Below are 17742 nucleotides of genomic sequence, written 5' to 3'. Positions count from 1 at the left end.
AGCAGCGGCGCTCATCCAATCAAAGCCTCCAGTGCCTTGGATGTCGAGCGCGGCAATCGCCGCCCCTCCTTCGCCACGTTGACCTGCAAGGCCACCCGTGCCACCTCAAACACGTCTTTGGCCAGCGAGTAGCTGCCCTTGGCCTGCAACCACGCCAATACGTCCGCCAAATGCCAGATCGACGCGCTGCCCTCATGCACCGGCGCCGGAAAGCTGCCCGGATGCGCCAGCATCAGCTTGCGCATGTTCTGCCGCGACACGCCAACAATGTCGGCCACGTCAGTCAGACCCACCAGATCCGGCGCTACTTCGATCAATCGCGCGGTCGGCGCGGCGCAGCGCACATCGGCCAGCGCGCTACGCACGGCCTCGTCCGCATCCGCTGCCTCGCGGGTGAACTCCAGCGCCAACCGACCCGGCTGCCCGATGCCGACCAAGGCATCGTCGCAGCCGGCTTCGCCCAGGCGCTCCACCAGTGCATCCGGGTCGCGGTCAGCATCCGTGAGCTGATATTTCAGAGTGAAGGTGTATTCCATCGCGCTACTCCTTGGCACCATCATCAGCGTCGCGCTGCGGCCGGTGCGTGGTGCAGTTGTCCACGACGCGCCGCAAGGAGCGCGCGTGGTTGCCGGGATTTTTCGGCGTGCTCCATACACTGGTGATGCAGAACTCGCCGCAGCGACATTCTTCATCGTTGTAAGGGCAATACATCCGCCCCCAAGCGTGGCTGCCGCCGACTTCGACGCGCCAGCCCTGCCCTTCGGCGTGCCTGAGAGCTTCCTCGACATCTTTCTTCGGATGAGGGGAACGAGCCATCAATGATCTCCAGTATGGGGATGATTGGCTTGGTTGTCAAGTGACAACCAAGCCACTGTTTCAGGCTATCGCGCTCAACGCCGGCACCACCACGTTCGCCGGTAACAGCTTCGGCACGTAGGTCTGCCCACCGCCCCAGGCATCGACTAGGTTGGCCCACTCTTGCAGCATGTGGCGCCGCTGCTCGGCGTACTCGGCCTTGTTGTAAACCGAGCGCGAGGAACGCCCGTCCTCGTGCGCCAGGCACTTCTCGATCCAGTCGCGGTTGAAGCCGATTTCGTTCAACAGTGTCGAGCCGGTCCGGCGCAGGTCATGGACGGTGAAGGGTTTCAGCGGCAGCCCCTTGGTCTTTGCCGCCTCCACTACTAGCCCTGTGACGCGATTCAAAGTAGCGTTGGACATGCACCGTTCTGCGTCATAGCGAGACGGAAAAACGAACCTTGATCCCGCCGCGCAGGCGTGCAACGTCACGAAGATGTCGAGCGTCTGGCGCGATAGATAGACCACGTGCGGGTTGCGCCCCTTCATCCGCTGCTTAGGAATCGTCCAGGTCTTGCTCTCGAAATCGACCTCATCCCAGGTGGCGTGGATCAGTTCGCTCTTGCGTACCAGCGTCAGCAGGATCAAGCGCAGCGCCAGCTTGATGGTCGGATAGGTCGCCACCGATTCCATCTGCTGCATGAACAGCCGAATCTCCAGCGGCGACAAGGCGCGATCTTTCGGCACAAAGGTGGCGATCGAGGCCGCGCCCACGCTGTCGGCGGGGTTGTCCACCTTCTCACCGTGGGCGATGGCGTAGATGTAGACCTGCTTCACGATGTCCCGAATCTGTACCGCCGTGGCCGGCGCCCCACGATCCTTGACCTTGTTGCACAAGGCCCGCAGGTCTTCGGCCTGGATTTCGGTCAGCAGGCGATTCTGGAAGACCGGCAGGATGTCCCGGTCGATGATGTGCTTGCGCATGGCGCGGGTGCTGTCGGCCAGCCTTGCGTTGGCCAGCCACGTCTCCATCGCCGCGCCGAAGGTCTTGATGGCGACCACCCGGCGTTTCTCACGCTGCTTCTCCAGCGCGGGCGAGACACCCTTGAGAACGGCTTTGCGCGCGTCCAGCAGCAGTTCGCGCGCCATTGCCAGCGAGATGCCACCAGGGCCATAGCGTCCGAGGGTCAGCGTCTCGCGGCGGCCGTGGAGCCGGTAGTCGTAGCGGAACGTGATCGTTCCGCCAGGCGATACCGTCACGTACATCCCGTCTCGGTCAGAAGCCTTATAAATCTTGGACTTAGGTTTGAAATTGCGTAGTGCAGCGTCGGTCAGCATCGAGGTTTCCTCCGGCATGTGACGGATTTACCGTCAGGTTTTACCGTCAGGGACTTGGAGACCTGCTGATGCCCGGAAAGCCCCATAAAACAAGCTTTCCCGAGAAGGCTTTTACCGTCAAAGACGGTAAAAGTCTGAATAGTGAACGAGAGTGTCTTAATCCGGCCTCGATTTTTACCGTCAGCTCTACCGTCAACTTTTTCTGCTGGCCGGCGATAGCTACCGATAGCTGGTGCGACGTATTTTCTTCTAAATCAACACGTTACGTCAGTTTTTCGATAGCTGGCGATAGTCCTCGAAGGACGTCAATTCACTCCCACTCGATCGTCGCCGGCGGCTTGCCGGAGATGTCGTAGACCACGCGCGAGACGCCACGCAACTCGTTGATGATGCGGTTAGACACGCGGCCGAGGAAGTCGTACGGCAGGTGCGCCCAATGCGCGGTCATGAAGTCGATGGTCTCAACCGCACGCAGTGCGATCACCCACTCATAGGCACGTGCATCGCCAACCACGCCCACCGACTTGACCGGCAGGAACACGGCGAAGGCCTGACTGGCCTTGTCGTACAGATCGGCGGCACGCAGTTCTTCGATGAAGATCGCGTCGGCCTTGCCCAGCAGTTCGGCGTACTCGCGCTTCACTTCACCGAGGATGCGCACACCCAGGCCCGGGCCCGGGAACGGATGGCGATAGACCATCGCACGCGGGAGGCCGAGTTCGACGCCGAGGCGGCGCACTTCGTCCTTGAACAGTTCGCGCAGCGGCTCGACCAGCTTGAGCTTCATGTCTTCCGGCAGGCCGCCCACGTTGTGGTGGCTCTTGATGACGTGTGCCTTGCCGGTCTTGCTACCGGCCGACTCGATCACGTCCGGATAGATCGTGCCCTGTGCCAGCCACTTGGCGTTGCTGAGCTTGTTCGACTCTTCATCGAAGATCTCGACGAACAGGTTGCCGATGACCTTGCGCTTGGCTTCTGGGTCGCTGACGCCTTCCAGTGCCTTGAAGTAGCGGTCGGCGGCGTTCACGCGCACGACCTTGACGCCCATGTTGTCGGCCATCATCTTCATGACCTGGTCGCCTTCCTGGAAGCGCAGCAGGCCGGTGTCGACGAACACGCAGGTCAGCTGCTCGCCGATGGCTTTGTGCAGCAGTGCTGCAACCACCGAGGAATCAACGCCGCCGGACAGGCCCAGGATCACTTCATCGCTGCCAACCTGCTCGCGCACGCGGGCGATCTGGTCGTCGATGATGTTGGCCGCGGTCCACAGCGTGTCGCAACCGCAGATGTCGGTGACGAAACGCTTCAGCAGTGCAGAGCCCTGCTTGGTGTGGGTCACTTCCGGGTGGAACTGCACGCCGTACCAGCGCTTGTCTTCGTTGGCCATCGCGGCCACCGGAATGCGATCGGTAACGGCAGTGATGGCAAAGCCCGGCGGCACGTGGGTGACGTGGTCGCCGTGGCTCATCCACACGTCCAGACGCGGCTCACCGTTGTGGTCGGACAGGCCGCCCAGCAGCGCGTCGTTGCCCAGCAGCTTCACTTCGGCGTGGCCGAACTCACGCTGATCGGCGGCTTCAGTGCCACCGCCCAACTGCTTGGCCATGGTCTGCAAGCCGTAGCAGATGCCCAGCAGCGGCAGGCCGCTGTCGAACACTTCCTGCGGTGCAGCCGGCGCGCCTGGCAGCGTGGTGGTTTCCGGGCCGCCGGACAGGATGATGCCCTTGGCACCAAAGCTGGCGATCTCGGCCGGATCGTGGTCCCAGGCCCAGACTTCGCAGTACACACCGAACTCGCGGATGCGACGCGCGATCAGCTGCGTGTACTGTGCGCCGAAATCGAGGATGAGGATCTTGTCGTTATGGATGTTGGTCATAAAGCCCGGCAAGTGATCAATGAAAACGGGGGTCGATGCAAAACGAATGGCGGATAGAGAAAGAGGAACGGGACCAGGTCCACGTTCCTCTTCTGCTTACCGCATCAAGCGCGGTAGTTCGGCGGCTCTTTGGTGATCTGCACGTCATGGACGTGGCTCTCACGCTGGCCGGCACCACTGATCTTGACGAAGTTCGGCTTGGTGCGCATTTCTTCGATGGTGGCGCAGCCCACATAACCCATGGTCGCGCGCAGGCCACCGATGAGCTGATGGATGATGCCGCCGACCGGGCCGCGATACGGCACACGGCCTTCGATGCCTTCCGGCACCAGCTTGTCGGCAGTGGCGGCGTCCTGGAAGTAACGGTCCTTGGAACCCTTTTCCATCGCAGCCAGCGAACCCATGCCACGGTAGCTCTTGTAGGAGCGGCCCTGGAACAGTTCGGTTTCGCCCGGCGATTCTTCGGTACCAGCCAGCAGGCCACCGATCATCACCGTCGAAGCACCAGCGGCCAGCGCCTTGCCGATGTCACCGGAGTAACGGATACCACCGTCGGCGATCAGCGGAATGCGATCCTGCAGCGCTTCTGCAACCAGGTCGATCGCGGTGATCTGCGGCACACCGACACCAGCGACAACGCGCGTGGTGCAGATCGAGCCCGGACCGATACCAACCTTGACTGCATCGGCGCCGCAATCCAGCAATGCCAGTGCGGCGTCGCCGGTGCAGATATTGCCACCGATTACCTGCACGTTCGGGAAGTTCTTCTTCACCCAGCGCACGCGGTCCAACACGCCCTGCGAATGGCCGTGCGCGGTGTCCACCACCAGCACGTCCACGCCGGCAGCGACCAGCGCTTCGACGCGGCGATCAGTGTCACCACCAACGCCGACCGCAGCGCCAACCAGCAGGCGCGTTGCAGCGTCCTTGGCAGCGTTCGGATTGTCGCTCTTCTTCTGGATGTCCTTGACCGTGATCAGGCCGCGCAGTTCGAACGCATCGTTGACCACCAGGACTTTTTCGATGCGGTTCTTGTGCAGCAGCGACAGCACTTCGTCCGAGGCCGCGCCTTCCTTGACCGTGATCAGGCGATCCTTCTTGGTCATGATGTGGCGGACCGGATCGTCCAGCTCGGTTTCAAAGCGCATGTCACGGTGGGTGACGATGCCGGCCAGCTGGCCGTCGTTGCCCACCACCGGCACGCCGGAGATGTTGTGCGCCTGGGTCAGGGCCAGCACGTCACGGATCGTGGTTTCCGGACCAACGGTGATCGGGTCGCGGATGACGCCGGATTCGAACTTCTTGACCTTGGCCACTTCGGCAGCTTGCTGCTCGACGGTCAGGTTCTTGTGCAGGATGCCGATGCCACCGATCTGGGCCATGGCGATGGCCAGGCGAGCTTCAGTGACGGTATCCATGGCGGCCGAGACAATCGGCAACTTCAACCGCAGGTCGCGCGTCAGCCGCGTGCCGAGGTCAACGTCCTTAGGCAGAACGATGGAGTGAGCGGGGACGAGAGAAACGTCATCGTACGTTAGTGCTTCAGCCTGGATGCGCAGCATCGGCGTGCCCGGTAGATGTGGGGAAGCGCGACATTTTACCCTTATTTGCCCGCCGATGTCAGGGGGCAAGTGCGACGCAGTGTCGCGCTGGCGGGGAGGTGTTCAGGGATTGGCCGGTGTCATGTAGTGGGGGGGGGGGGGGGGGGGGGCGGGGGGGGGGGGGGTGGTGGTGTGGGGGGCGTGGGGGGGGGGGTTAGTGGGCGGCCGCGCGGGGCGGTTTTTTGCTTATATTTTTATTTCCTTCGCCCCGCCGGGCTCGGCACTACATTGATGCTGTACCGGGGAAGCCTCTGCCGAGCATGACTCGGCACTACGGATCTTCAGAACTTCAAACCTTCGGCGCTGGCCTCGGCCGCTTCGATCGTGTTCTGCATCAGCGTGGCTACCGTCATCGGGCCAACGCCACCCGGCACCGGGGTGATCCAGCTGGCCCGCTGCGCAGCCGCTTCAAAGCCGACATCGCCGACAAGACGGCCGTCGTCCAGGCGGTTGATGCCGACGTCAATCACCACTGCGCCCGGCTTCACCCATTCACCCGGGATCAGCTGCGGAATACCCACCGCGACGACCAGGATGTCGGCGTTGCGCACAGCCTGTTCCAGCACGTCCTTCGGGGTGAACTTGTGGCAGCTGGTCACCGTGCAACCGGCGATCAGCAATTCCAAGCCCATCGGCCGGCCGACGTGGTTACTGACGCCAACGATGGTGGCATTGCGCCCGCGTACAGGCTGGTCGGTATGGCCAAGCAGCGTGGTGATGCCACGCGGCGTGCACGGACGCAGGCCAAACTCGCGCAGCACCAGATGACCGACGTTCTGCGGGTGGAAGCCGTCCACATCTTTGCGCGGGTCGATGCGCTGGATCAGGCGATTGGCATCGGGGATGCCCGGCAGCGGCAGCTGGATCAGAATGCCGTGGATCTTCGGATCAGCGTTGAGCTGGTCGATCAGATCCAGCAACTGCGCCTCGCTGGTGCCTTCCGGCAAATCGTAATCAAACGCCTCGATGCCTACCTTTTCGGCCGCACGGCGCTTGTTGCGCACATACACCGATGACGCCGGGTCGCCACCCACCAACACCACCGCCAGACCGGGGCGGGTACCGCCAGCGGCCAAGCGGGCGTCGACGCGCACCTTCAAATCGTCGAGCAGTTCCTCGGCGATACGGCGGCCATCAAGGATGCGGGAGGTCTGGGTGGAGGCGTCGGCGAGGACAGTCATGGGGTATGGCGATGAACACGGGGGTGGCTATTGTCCCTGATTCCGGCCAACGCCACACCTTGTCATGGCGCCGCCGCCCCGCCTGAATCGGCGCCGGCCGGCTCCCCTGCCCCGGCAATGGCGTCAGGATTGAGCGGACGCGCTTCACGCCGCGGCGTGGTGAACGGCGTCGGCGTTGGTGCTCCAGGCGTATTGCTATACATCAAGCCGGTGTCGGCCTGCAGCCCGCCACCAGCCATTTCCAGCTCGAAGCGCTCAGCATCGCGCCGGCGGATTTCGCGCGCGACCACATCGGCCTCGTCTTCATCCACGCCCAGCTGCATCAGTGCCGCACGGCCGAATTCCACCGCCGACTCGAAGGTCTCGCGGATCTGGAAATCCACACCGGCATGTATCAGCGATAGCGAATGCTCGCGATCAAACGAACGCACCAGCAGCTTGGCCAGCGGGAACTCATGCCGCACCAGTTCGACAATGCGATCAGCGGCGGCGCGATCATCAACGCAGACGGCAATCGCGCGTGCAGTTTCGGCACCGGAAGCGCGCAGCACATCCAATCGCGTGCCATCTCCGTAATAGATCTTGAAGCCAAACCGGGTGGCGCTGCGAATCATGTCGATATCGTTGTCGATGATGGTCACATCCACATCCCGCGCCAGCAGCGACTGGCTGGAGACCTGACCGAAGCGCCCGAAGCCGATCACCAACACGCTGCCGGTGAGCCCGTCAGCCGCATCCACATCGTCAGCGGAGACCTGCCCTTCCTTCACCAGCAGCCGGTAAACCAGCATGCACAGCGGCGTCAGCGCCATCGACAGCACCACGACAGCGGTGAGGTTGGCGTTGACCTTTGCATCGATCACCCCAGTGGTCGCAGCGGCGGCAAACAACACGAAGGCGAACTCGCCACCCTGCGCCATCAGCACGCCGCGGTCCAAAGCCTGGCGATGATCACTGCCCATCACCCGCGCCACGCCGTAGATGCAGATTGCCTTGGCCAGCATCATTGCCGGCACCAGCAGCGCGATCACTTTCCAGTTGGCCGCCACCACCGAAAGATCCAGCGCCATGCCAACACTGAGGAAGAACAGGCCAAGCAGGATGCCGCGGAACGGCTCGATGTCAGCTTCAATCTGATGGCGGAACGTGGATTCGGACAGTAGAACGCCGGCCAGGAACGCGCCCATCGCCATCGACAAGCCACCCAGCTGCATCAGCAAGGCCGCGCCCAACACCACCAGCAATGCCGCCGCCGTCATCACCTCTCGCGCCTTGGCGGCAGCGAGGATGCGGAACAAAGGATTGAGCAGGTAACGCCCGACCAGCACCAGGCCAACGATGGCGCCCGCACCGATGGCGATACTCGTCCAACGCGAACCTTCGTGCGCACCGATCTGCGCTGGCGCCATCCACGCCACCACGGCCAACAGCGGCACAATCAACAGGTCCTCGAACAGCAGAATGGAAACAATCTTCTGCCCGGACGGCAGGGTCAGGTCACCGCGCTCACCCAGCAGCTGCATCACCACTGCGGTCGAAGTCAGCACGAAACCAGCGGCGGCAATGAACGCAATCTGCGGGCGGTAGCCAAACAGGATTGCGACGCCGGTAAGGACTACGGCACAGGTAACAATCTGCGCCGTGCCCAGGCCAAAGATTTCGCCGCGCAGGCTCCATAGGTGCGACGGCCGCATTTCCAGGCCGATCACGAACAGGAACATCACCACGCCCAGCTCGGCCACATGCAGGATGGCCTGCGGATCGGAGAACCATCCGAACCCAAACGGGCCGATGGCCAAGCCGGCGACGAAATAGCCCAGTACCGAACCCAACCCGAGCCGCCTGAACAAGGGCACGGCCACCACCGCAGCGCCCAACAGGGCAACGACCTTTACCAATTCCTGCGAGGATTCCGCTGCCATGCCGCACCACCTTGTAATCGCCTAGGCGCACGATAAAGCAAAAAACGTGCAGAACCGGTCAGCGCCTGCGGCTTTTCAACTCATGGCGAATGCGAACAGAACGCTGCGTAATCGATATATCCGGGGAATGGCACGCCGGGCGCACACAACGGGCAGGCCGGATCGGCATGCACGCGGGTCTCGCGGAAGCGCATCTGCAGGGCATCGAAACGCAGCAACCGCCCGATCAATGGCTCGCCGATATCCAGCAACAGCTTCAACACCTCGGTCGCCTGCATCACCCCGGCCAACCCGGGCAGCACACCCAGCACGCCAGCCTCGGAACAGTTGGGAGCGAATTCAGGTGGCGGCGGCTCCGGAAAAAGGCAGCGATAGCACGGTGCCACACCACGCTGGCGCCCCGCATCGAACACACTGACCTGCCCATCGAAGCGCTCGATAGCGGCGTAGACCAAGGGCTTGGCGTGCTTGATGCAGGCATCGTTGAGCAGGTAGCGCAGCGGGAAATTGTCGGAGCCATCCAGCACCACGTCCACGTCCTGCAGCAGGACATCGATATTGGCCGAGGTGACTCGCTCGGTGATCGCCTCGACGTCGATATGCGGATTCAAGGCCAGCAAGCGCTGCCGTGCCGAGTCCACCTTGGCTGTGCCCAAGGCCGCTTCGGTATGAATGATCTGCCGCTGCAGGTTGCTGCGCTCAACCACGTCGTCATCGACGATACGCAGCCTGCCCACTCCAGCCGCAGCCAGATAGAACGCTGCCGGGGCACCAAGCCCACCGGCACCGAGCACCAGCACTCTGGATTGCTGCAAGCGGCGCTGGCCAGCCTCACCCACTTGGGGCAATAGCAGGTGACGCGAATAGCGATCGTAGAAGTCGCGCTCTCCTGCATCCAGCATGGGCTGGACCAAGGGCAAACCCGCTGTCCGCCAGGCAACTGTGCCGCCACTTACCGAAGACAGATTGGTGTAGCCGAGGTCCTGCAGCGCCAGCGCGGCGTCGGCTGAGCGCTTGCCGCTCTGGCAGATCAGCAGGATTTCGCGCTCGGGGGTCGGCAGGTGCTGCGCGGGGCTGGCGAGTAGTTCTGCCTTTGCAATGCCGAGTGCACCTTCAGCCATGCCGCCTGCACGCTCGTGCGCCTCACGCACGTCGACCAGCAATGCGCCATCTGCGTGGCGGGCACGGGCCTGTTCCGGGGTCAGTTCGCGGATGCTCATATTTGGATTATCGGCCAAACGGGAGCCAAGGGAGGAACGGCTTTGGGCTTTGGGCTTTGGGCTTCTAGTGCTCGTCATTCCCGCGCAGGCGGGAATCGCTCTGGCTCTGGCTCTGGCTCTGGCTTGGGCTTGGGCATGGCTTTGGCCATCCCAATGCCTCCACGCCAATTCAAAGGCAAGAGCAAGAGCGATTCCCGCCTGCGCGGGAATGACGAAATCATTTTTCGGCCATGCCGGGCAAATAGCGCAACCCCAGGCTAAGAACCCACGGCCAAAGTCAAAAAAAACCAAGCAAAAACAAAAGCGGCCTTTCGGCCGCTTTCGTCTATATCACTCAGTACGCTTGAACCGCGTCCCAGGCCTGAATCACTTCCTGCCCTTGACGTGCTTCATCAGGCGCCGCTTGGCCTTGACCTGGCGGTCCGTCAACACGTTCTTCTTGCCCTCGTACGGGTTTGCACCCTCACGGAACAGGAAGGTCACCGGCGTACCCACCAGCTTGAAGCGCTTGCGGAAGAAGTTTTCCAGGTAACGCTTATACGAATCCGGCAGTTCCTTCAGGCGCGTACCGTGCACGATGAAGGTCGGCGGATTGCTGCCGCCCGGATGCACATAACGCAGCTTGGAGACATGACCACGGATACTCGGCGGCGGATTGGTCTCGTACGCCACTTCCAGCGCCTTGTTGACCTCGGACGTGCTGAACTCGTGCGTCGCCGAGGCATGCGCCCGGTGAATCGCCTTGAACAACTCGCGCAGGCCCGAGCCATGCAGCGCGGAAATCCGCACGTTCTCGGCCCACGGCACGAAGCCCAGCTTCAGCGACAACAGGGTTTCAGCCTGCTGCTTGTCGTACTCGCTCAAGCCGTCCCACTTGTTGATCGCAATGACCAAGGCGCGACCGGCATCCAGCACCGCACCCAGCACGCTGGCGTCCTGATCGGTCACGCCTTCATGGGCGTCCAGCATCAGCACCGCCACCTGGCACTGCTCGATCGAGCGCAGCGTCTTGACCACGCTGAACTTCTCGACCACTTCGTCCACGCGTGATTTGCGACGCAGACCAGCGGTGTCGATCAAACGGTACAGTTGGTCGTCGCGCTCCAGATCCACCGCGATCGAATCGCGGGTGGTGCCGGGCACTTCCGAGGCGATCATCCGTTCCTCACCGAGGATGCGGTTCACCAGCGTCGACTTGCCCACGTTGGGGCGGCCAACGAAGGCAATGCGGATACGGTTCGGATCGTTGTCCAGGGTCTCGGCGGTGCCTTCTTCCGGCAGGCGGCCGACAACCTCTTCAACCAGATCATCGATGCCCTGCCGATGCGCGGCAGAGACAGTCAGCATCTCGCTGAAGCCATAACGGGAAAACTCCGAACGAACGGCATGTTCGTCCGTACCGTCGATCTTGTTGATCAACAGCAGGGTGGGCCGCGCAAGTTTGCGCAGCCAAGACAGGATCTCGTCATCCAGGGCCGACGTGCCATCACGCGCGTCAACAACAAATACGATCAGATCCGCCTCACCGGCGGCGGCACGGGCTTGGCGCGCAGTGGCGCCAGCCAGCCCTTCCTCTTCACCGGCGATACCACCGGTATCGACGATCAGGAAGGGATTGTCCTCATCTAGACGGCAAACACCGTAATTGCGATCGCGGGTAACACCCGGCTGGTCATGCACCAGCGCATCGCGCGTACGGGTCAACAGATTGAAAATGGTGGACTTACCGACGTTCGGTCGTCCAACCAGGGCGACCAAAGGCAGCATCGCTATGACTCCTTATTGGGCCAACCGGAATGCGGTCAGCTTTCCATCAACGTTCTGCACCAGCAGGATGCCGTCAGCGACGACCGGCTGCGCCAGCAGAGCATCACCACCGCTCTTCTCACGCGCTGCCAATTCGCCATCGCTCAACCGCAGCCAATGCAGATATCCCTTGTAGTCCCCCACCACGGCATAGTCGCCGTGGATGGCGGCACCGGTCAGCGAGCGGCGCGCCAGCGCCTGCTGTGACCACATTGCCGAGCCGGAGGTCTTATCCAGCCCGTACACCACACCCTTGCCATCGGTGACCACGACATTGCCCGAGGACACCGCAACACCACCGCCACCGCCGTGGTCACGCGACCACATCGGACGACCAGTCGGGCCTTCAATGGCCATGGTTTCGTTCTTGAAGCTGGTTACAAACAGCGTGTTGCCTTCCAAAACCGGCGCGCCATCGATGTCAGCCATGCGTTCCAGCTCGGTACGGCCTTCCGGCGTACCCACCATCTGCTCCCACAACGGGCGGCCATCCTGCATTGCCAACGCGGCGACGGTGCCGTCGTCGTTACCGATGAACAATACACCCGGACCAGCCACGACCGGCGCGTTGCCACGCACGGTCAAGGACGGCAGTTCCTGCGAATTGAACCAACGCTGCTCGCCAGTGGCGGCATCCAGTGCGGTGGTGCGGCCATCGTTGCTGCGCACGAACACCAGGCCCTGGGCCACGGCCGGCGCGGCAATCACTTCGCCGGTCACCTTGGACTTCCACTTTTCGCTGCCATTGGCCGCGTCCAGCGCAATTACCTGACCGTCCAGCGTACCGATCACCACCAGACCATCGCCAACGCCCGGACCACCAGAAAGACGCAGCTTGGGCTTCTTCTTTTCCTTGGCCGGGCTGTATTCCCAGACTTCCTTGCCAGTCTGCAGGTCCAGCGCATGCACGCCGCCCTGCACCGCCGCCGCGTACACGCGGCCATCGGCAACCACCGGCGCCTGACGCAGGCCGATACGACCCTCGCCCTTGCCAACGTTTGCCGACCAGATCTTGTTGACCTTTGCAGTCGGCTCGAACTTGGTCAGCTCAGCCGGCTCCAGCGCCTTCTTGGCCGCCGCGTCCTTGCCTGCAAACCAACCCTTGACGGTGGAACAGCCGGTCAATGCAACTGCCATCAAGGCAATGCCTGCAACTTGCTTGAACTTCATCAATTCTTCTCCGCTGCAGGATCAGCCACAGTACCGCCGGCGTCCATCAATTTGGTTTCCAGCAAGCGGCGCTGCGGTGCAGCCACGTCCAGCTTGGCCAGCGCTTGGGTGTACAGCTCGCGCGCTTCATCACGCTTGTTCTGCGCCATCAAAGCATCAGCACGGATTTCCAGACCCGCGCTGTCGTCAGCCTTGCCCAACAGGGCGACTGCGTCCTGCGGCTTGCCGGTTTCAATCAGCAGGCGTGCAATGCGCTGGTCGATCAAGGCCTTGAACTCACCCTCGGTCTTGAGCGCACGCAAGGTCTTGATCGCGTCATCATACTTGCCCGCTTCGACCTGGGCCTTGGCCAGTTCCAGCGATGCCAGATCGGCGTAGATGCTGGCCTTGCCACCGCCCAGCGCCGCAACCTCTTTGGCCGCCTCATCCAGATTCTTGGACTGCAGGCTGCGAGAGACGGCTTCGTAACGGACGTTGGCCTCGGCAAGTTTGCCGACCTGCTCTTTCTGCCACCACTGCCAACCGGCAATAGCGCCAATGCCGAGAACTACTCCGCCGAGAATTCCGGCGCCATTCTTGCGCAGCCACGTGCGGACACGTTCGCTTTGTTCGTGCTCGTCGAGCAGGTCGTCAATCGCCATGCGTACTCTCGCTCACCCTGGCGGGGAGCCTTGTTGTTTTGTCAGACGCCTGGTTTCAGTGTGAAACCGGCGCCACGGAGCCTTCAGAGGATACCGTAAAGCGGGCCACATTGCCGCGCTTGTACGGAGCCAGATCGACGTTACCCGCCGCCTGCTGAACCTCAACCTCGGCCGCATTGCCCAGCACCATGCGCCCCACCTGACCTGCTGCGAAGCTACGGCTTTCACCGGCGCGTATCAGGGCTTTTTCGACGGTCTTGCCATCTGGAGCGGTGATATCCACCCAGCTGTCACCCTTGAAATTCAGGGTCAATGCCGACGGAGCGGTAGCGACCGGACGCGCCATGGGAGCCATCGAGGCAATGTAGGGACCAGTATCTGGCGCCGGCGCTGCAGCTGCGGCCTGAACAGGCCCGACCGACTGCCCGGCAACCGCTGGCGCCGGTGATGGCACCACGTCCAACGAAGCCGTACTCGGCGGGGCGCTGTTGGAATTGCCGCTGATCACATACCAGACCGGCACCGCCAGCACTGCGGTGATCACCACATAGACCGCTCGGCGCCCGAGACTCTCGGCCGCCCGCCGCAGTCGCGGGGTGTGGGTATGACTAACCAGCTTGGGCGGCTCGACCGGTGCGATCCGCGCCTGTTCCAGCAAGCCCCCCAGATCGACCTTCAGCAAGCGCGCGTAACTACGCAGCTGACCGCGCACGAATACCGATGCCCCCAGGCGTGACCATTGCTCAGCTTCCAGCGCGGCGACTACCTGCTGAGGCATGCGCAACTGGGCGGCAACCTGATCCAACGACAACCCGGCAGCCTCTCGCGCCCTGCGCAGCTGCTCACCACAACCCACTACACCATCTAAAGCATTTACACCCGGATCATTGATCACAATGCGTCAGCCCTGGGGATTCGAGGTTGCTGGCGAAGGAAACTCTTCGCGCAACCGCTGCTGGAACCGACCGGCAGCCGTCCTGTCGCCGAGTCGCTCTTCAATCTGAATGGCAAGTTGTAACACGGAAACCGTGGCTGGCGCAGCCGCCAAACGCCGCTGGTAGAAGGCCCTGGCCTCAAAATAGCGACCGTGCAGCACTTCATTGCGGGTCATGGCCTCAAGCGCATAGGCATTATCCGGTGCCAACGCCAGTGCCTGGCGGAGATTGTCCTCGGCCCGCTCAAGCTGCCCGGCATCCAGAGCGCAACCGCCAGCATTGGCCAAAGCATCAGCGCGCCCCGCGTAGTTCGGGTCAGCCAAGGCGCGATCAAACCAGACAAGGGCCTCTGCGGGGTGGCCACTGCCACACAGCCAGGCACCATAGTTATTGAGTACATCGCCCTGCTGCGGGGCCAGTTCGGCTGCCTTGCGGTACAGCGTACCTGCCGCCTCGGCGTTGCCCTTATGCCCCTCGATCACCGCCTGCATGGTGTAGGCGTCAGGCAATCCGGACTCCAGCTTCTGGGCTGAGCGCGCGAACTGCAGCGCTTCGTCCAGCTGGCCGCGGCCAAAACGGTCGCCGGACAACCTCAGGTACTCCTGATACCGCAGCCGTTTACCCGCATTCTTGTCCTGCTTGATGCTGTAGTCCGGCGCTACCGACTCGGCGCCGGTAATTTTGAGATTGCCCCGCCCGCACGCTGCAGTGAGCGCGACCAGAACCAGCAGCAACAACCAACGGTCAGGCGACCGCATCCCCGCCTTCCTGTTCCTGCAGCAGACGATTGAACTCAGCCTGGCGACGGGTACGGTCCATGACCTGACCCTTGAGCTGGCCGCAGGCAGCGTCGATGTCATCGCCACGGGTACGGCGCACCATGGTCAGCACCTGCGAATCCAGAAGGATTTTCTGGAAGGCACGGATCTGCTCTTCGTCCGAACGCTCATAGCGCGTACCCGGGAACGGGTTGAACGGAATCAGATTGACCTTGCCCGAATCCTTGGCCTGCACGGCGTTGTCGAACTGGCGCATCAACCGCGCCAACTGGCGGGCATGCTCGGGCTGGTCGTTGATACCCTTCATGAGGGTGTATTCGAAGGTCACCGAGTCGCGCTTCTTGTTGCCGCGCAGGTAACGTGCGCAGGAAGCCATCAACTCGGCGATCGGGTATTTCTTGTTGAGCGGCACCAGCGTTTCGCGCAGCTCGTCGTTCGGCGCATGCAGCGACACTGCCAGCGAGACATCGCTCTCGACCGAGAGGCGATCGATCTGCGGCACCAGACCCGAGGTGGACAAGGTCACGCGCTTGTTGGCCAGGCCGTAGCCCAGGTCATCGCGCATGATGCTCATCGCGCGGATGACATTGTCGAAATTCATCAACGGCTCGCCCATGCCCATCATCACCACGTTGGTGAGACGACGCATCTGGTGCGGCACGTTGCCCAGGTGACGCGCAGCAATCCACACCTGGCCGATGATCTCGGCGGTGCTCAGGTTGCGATTGAAACCCTGGGTGGCGGTTGAACAGAAGGTGCAGTTCAACGCGCAGCCGACCTGCGAGGACACGCACAGCGTGCCGCGGGTCTTGTCGGGGATGTAGACGGTTTCGATGGCGTTCTTGCCATCCACGCCCATCGCCAGCAACCACTTGTGGGTGCCATCGGTGGACGGCTTGTCGAACACGATGTTCGGGACGACGACCTCGGCATGCTGCTGCAGCTTGGCGCGCAGCGACTTGCCGAGGTCGGTCATCTGATCGAAATCGGTGACGTAGCGATGGTGGATCCACTTCATCACCTGATGGGCACGGAACTTCTTCTCGCCGAGGATATCGACGAAGAAATGCTCCAAGCCCGCGCGATCAAGGTCGAGCAGGTTCTGCTTGCCAGCTTTGGCTGCCGTTTTCGGCAACGGCTGGATGGCGGGTGTCTGTACGACCTCGTTCACGACTTCAACCTCTAATTAACGCGAAACCACTTCGGTGGCAGCAAAGAAGTAAGCGACTTCATTGGCTGCGTTCTCGACCGAATCCGAACCGTGCGCGGCGTTGGCGTCGATCGAATCAGCGAAGTCAGCGCGGATGGTGCCCGGCGCTGCGTCCTTCGGATTGGTGGCGCCCAGCAGGTCGCGGTGGGCCAGGACGGCGTTCTCGCCTTCCAGGGCCTGGATCATCACCGGGCCGGAGATCATGAACTCGACCAGTGCGTTGAAGAACGGACGCTCGCGGTGCACGGCGTAGAAGCCTTCGGCTTCACGGCGCGACAGCTGCTTGTACTTGGCGGCCACAACCTTCAGGCCGGCCTTTTCGAAGCGGGCGTAGATTTCGCCGATCACGTTCTTGGCAACGGCGTCGGGCTTGATGATGGAAAGAGTGCGCTCGAGCGCCATGGGAATTCTCCGGTAGTGGGCCGGTCGGCCCGAGGGTACATGAAAAAACCCGCGTGCGGACGCGGGCTTAGCCTGAATTGCGGTGGCCAATTCTACCGGGTGACCCCGACGTTTGCACAGCGGCAGATGAATGATGCTGCGACGCAGCATGACCTGAACGACCAGCCGGGCGTAGGATCCAAACAATCGTTTGATTGATTGAGCCAGCCATGGGCAAACCCGCCAGCTTCTCCACCAAGGACCGCATCCTCGGCGCGGCCGAGGAACTGTTTGCCCAGTACGGCTTTGCCGGCACTTCATTGCGCCAGGTAACCAGTCACGCCGATGTAAACATTGCTGCGGTCAACTACCACTTCGGATCCAAGGACAACCTGGTCAATGAAGTGTTCCGCCGCCGCATGGACGAAATGACCGCCGCCCGCCTCGGCCAGCTGCAGCTGGCACGCAGCAGTCAGCCCGGCGATCTGCGCGCGGTATTGGCCGCCTTCGTCGAGCCAGCCCTGGCCTTGGCCCAGGACCGCCAGAGCGGCGGTGCCTTTGTCCGCGTCATCGCCCGCGCCTATGCGGAGAAGAACGACAACCTGCGCAAGTTCCTGTCCGATCACTACGGCCATGTATTGCGCGAGTTCGGCAAGGCCATCGACGCCTGCATCCCGGGCCTGAGCAAGGAAGAGCTGTACTGGCGGCTGGATTTCCTCGCCGGCTCACTGACCTACGCCATGGCCGACTTCGGGCTGATCAAGCGCCCGCACAACATCAGCGAGGCCGAGCACCGCAGCAAGGCCGCGCAGGAATTGATCCATTTCGCCGAAGCCGGGTTCCGCGCCAGCGTGCGTAATCCGACCTCCCCCGTCGTTCCCTGATCC

16 protein-coding genes are annotated in these 17742 nt (G+C 62.4%); 1 reads left to right on the top strand and 15 read right to left on the bottom strand.

All coding sequences use genetic code 11. From position 1 onward, the window contains the following. Nucleotides 1-11: 11 nt before the first annotated feature. The 15 genes from ACVOLZ_RS02470 to ndk form a co-directional block, all read right to left on the bottom strand. Entirely contained in the window at nt 12-536 is a 525-nt protein-coding gene (locus ACVOLZ_RS02470) for a helix-turn-helix transcriptional regulator (RefSeq protein ID WP_053505377.1), read from the bottom strand. 4 nt (nt 537-540) lie between these two features. After that, the gene (locus tag ACVOLZ_RS02465; RefSeq protein ID WP_080376526.1) at nt 541-816 is read right to left on the bottom strand and encodes a hypothetical protein; all 276 of its coding nucleotides are present in this window, start codon (nt 814-816) and stop codon (nt 541-543) included. 60 nt (nt 817-876) lie between these two features. After that, nucleotides 877-2133: a tyrosine-type recombinase/integrase gene (locus ACVOLZ_RS02460; RefSeq protein ID WP_053505376.1), complete on the bottom strand. Its 1257-nt coding sequence runs from the start codon at nt 2131-2133 to the stop codon at nt 877-879. Nucleotides 2134-2443: 310 nt separating this feature from the next. Further along, nucleotides 2444-4009, bottom strand: a complete 1566-nt coding sequence (guaA, locus tag ACVOLZ_RS02455) for a glutamine-hydrolyzing GMP synthase (protein WP_481514916.1) — start codon at nt 4007-4009, stop codon at nt 2444-2446. A 104-nt stretch (nt 4010-4113) separates the two neighbouring features. Then, nucleotides 4114-5571 carry an IMP dehydrogenase gene (guaB, locus tag ACVOLZ_RS02450; protein WP_481513301.1) on the bottom strand — a complete coding sequence of 486 codons (1458 nt, stop codon included), beginning with the start codon at nt 5569-5571 and terminating at the stop codon, nt 4114-4116. Between the two features lie 320 nt (nt 5572-5891). Beyond that, nucleotides 5892-6791 carry a bifunctional methylenetetrahydrofolate dehydrogenase/methenyltetrahydrofolate cyclohydrolase FolD gene (gene folD, locus ACVOLZ_RS02445; RefSeq protein ID WP_481514915.1) on the bottom strand — a complete coding sequence of 300 codons (900 nt, stop codon included), beginning with the start codon at nt 6789-6791 and terminating at the stop codon, nt 5892-5894. A 62-nt stretch (nt 6792-6853) separates the two neighbouring features. After that, nucleotides 6854-8713 (bottom strand): monovalent cation:proton antiporter-2 (CPA2) family protein, encoded by a 1860-nt coding sequence (locus ACVOLZ_RS02440; RefSeq protein WP_481514914.1) that lies wholly within the window; start codon nt 8711-8713, stop codon nt 6854-6856. 80 nt (nt 8714-8793) lie between these two features. Further along, nucleotides 8794-9951: a molybdopterin-synthase adenylyltransferase MoeB gene (moeB, locus tag ACVOLZ_RS02435; RefSeq protein WP_481514913.1), complete on the bottom strand. Its 1158-nt coding sequence runs from the start codon at nt 9949-9951 to the stop codon at nt 8794-8796. Between the two features lie 348 nt (nt 9952-10299). Next, nucleotides 10300-11700: a ribosome biogenesis GTPase Der gene (gene der, locus ACVOLZ_RS02430; RefSeq protein ID WP_481513684.1), complete on the bottom strand. Its 1401-nt coding sequence runs from the start codon at nt 11698-11700 to the stop codon at nt 10300-10302. A gap of 12 nt (nt 11701-11712) precedes the next feature. Then, the gene (gene bamB / locus ACVOLZ_RS02425) at nt 11713-12909 is read right to left on the bottom strand and encodes an outer membrane protein assembly factor BamB (protein ID WP_481514912.1); all 1197 of its coding nucleotides are present in this window, start codon (nt 12907-12909) and stop codon (nt 11713-11715) included. Continuing rightward, entirely contained in the window at nt 12909-13550 is a 642-nt protein-coding gene (locus tag ACVOLZ_RS02420) for a YfgM family protein (protein ID WP_481514911.1), read from the bottom strand. The genes bamB and ACVOLZ_RS02420 overlap by 1 nt, the downstream gene beginning before the upstream one ends. A 55-nt stretch (nt 13551-13605) precedes the next feature. Further along, a complete protein-coding gene (locus ACVOLZ_RS02415) occupies nt 13606-14445 on the bottom strand; it encodes a RodZ domain-containing protein (RefSeq protein ID WP_481514910.1) in 840 nt (279 codons plus the stop codon). A 6-nt stretch (nt 14446-14451) separates the two neighbouring features. Further along, a complete protein-coding gene (locus ACVOLZ_RS02410; RefSeq protein WP_481514924.1) occupies nt 14452-15219 on the bottom strand; it encodes a type IV pilus biogenesis/stability protein PilW in 768 nt (255 codons plus the stop codon). Nucleotides 15220-15229: 10 nt separating this feature from the next. After that, the gene (rlmN, locus tag ACVOLZ_RS02405; protein WP_346498585.1) at nt 15230-16435 is read right to left on the bottom strand and encodes a dual-specificity RNA methyltransferase RlmN; all 1206 of its coding nucleotides are present in this window, start codon (nt 16433-16435) and stop codon (nt 15230-15232) included. A gap of 15 nt (nt 16436-16450) precedes the next feature. Continuing rightward, the gene (ndk, locus tag ACVOLZ_RS02400; protein WP_057628193.1) at nt 16451-16876 is read right to left on the bottom strand and encodes a nucleoside-diphosphate kinase; all 426 of its coding nucleotides are present in this window, start codon (nt 16874-16876) and stop codon (nt 16451-16453) included. Nucleotides 16877-17085: 209 nt separating this feature from the next. On the opposite strand from ndk, the gene ACVOLZ_RS02395 reads away from it, so the two are divergent. Continuing rightward, nucleotides 17086-17739 carry a TetR/AcrR family transcriptional regulator gene (locus ACVOLZ_RS02395; RefSeq protein WP_282267645.1) on the top strand — a complete coding sequence of 218 codons (654 nt, stop codon included), beginning with the start codon at nt 17086-17088 and terminating at the stop codon, nt 17737-17739. Nucleotides 17740-17742 lie beyond the last annotated feature (3 nt).

It is taken from the genome of Stenotrophomonas sp. STEN020 (genome assembly GCF_056760195.1).
Note: the sequence above shows the minus strand (reverse complement) of the source record. Positions and strands in the feature narration are given on the sequence as shown.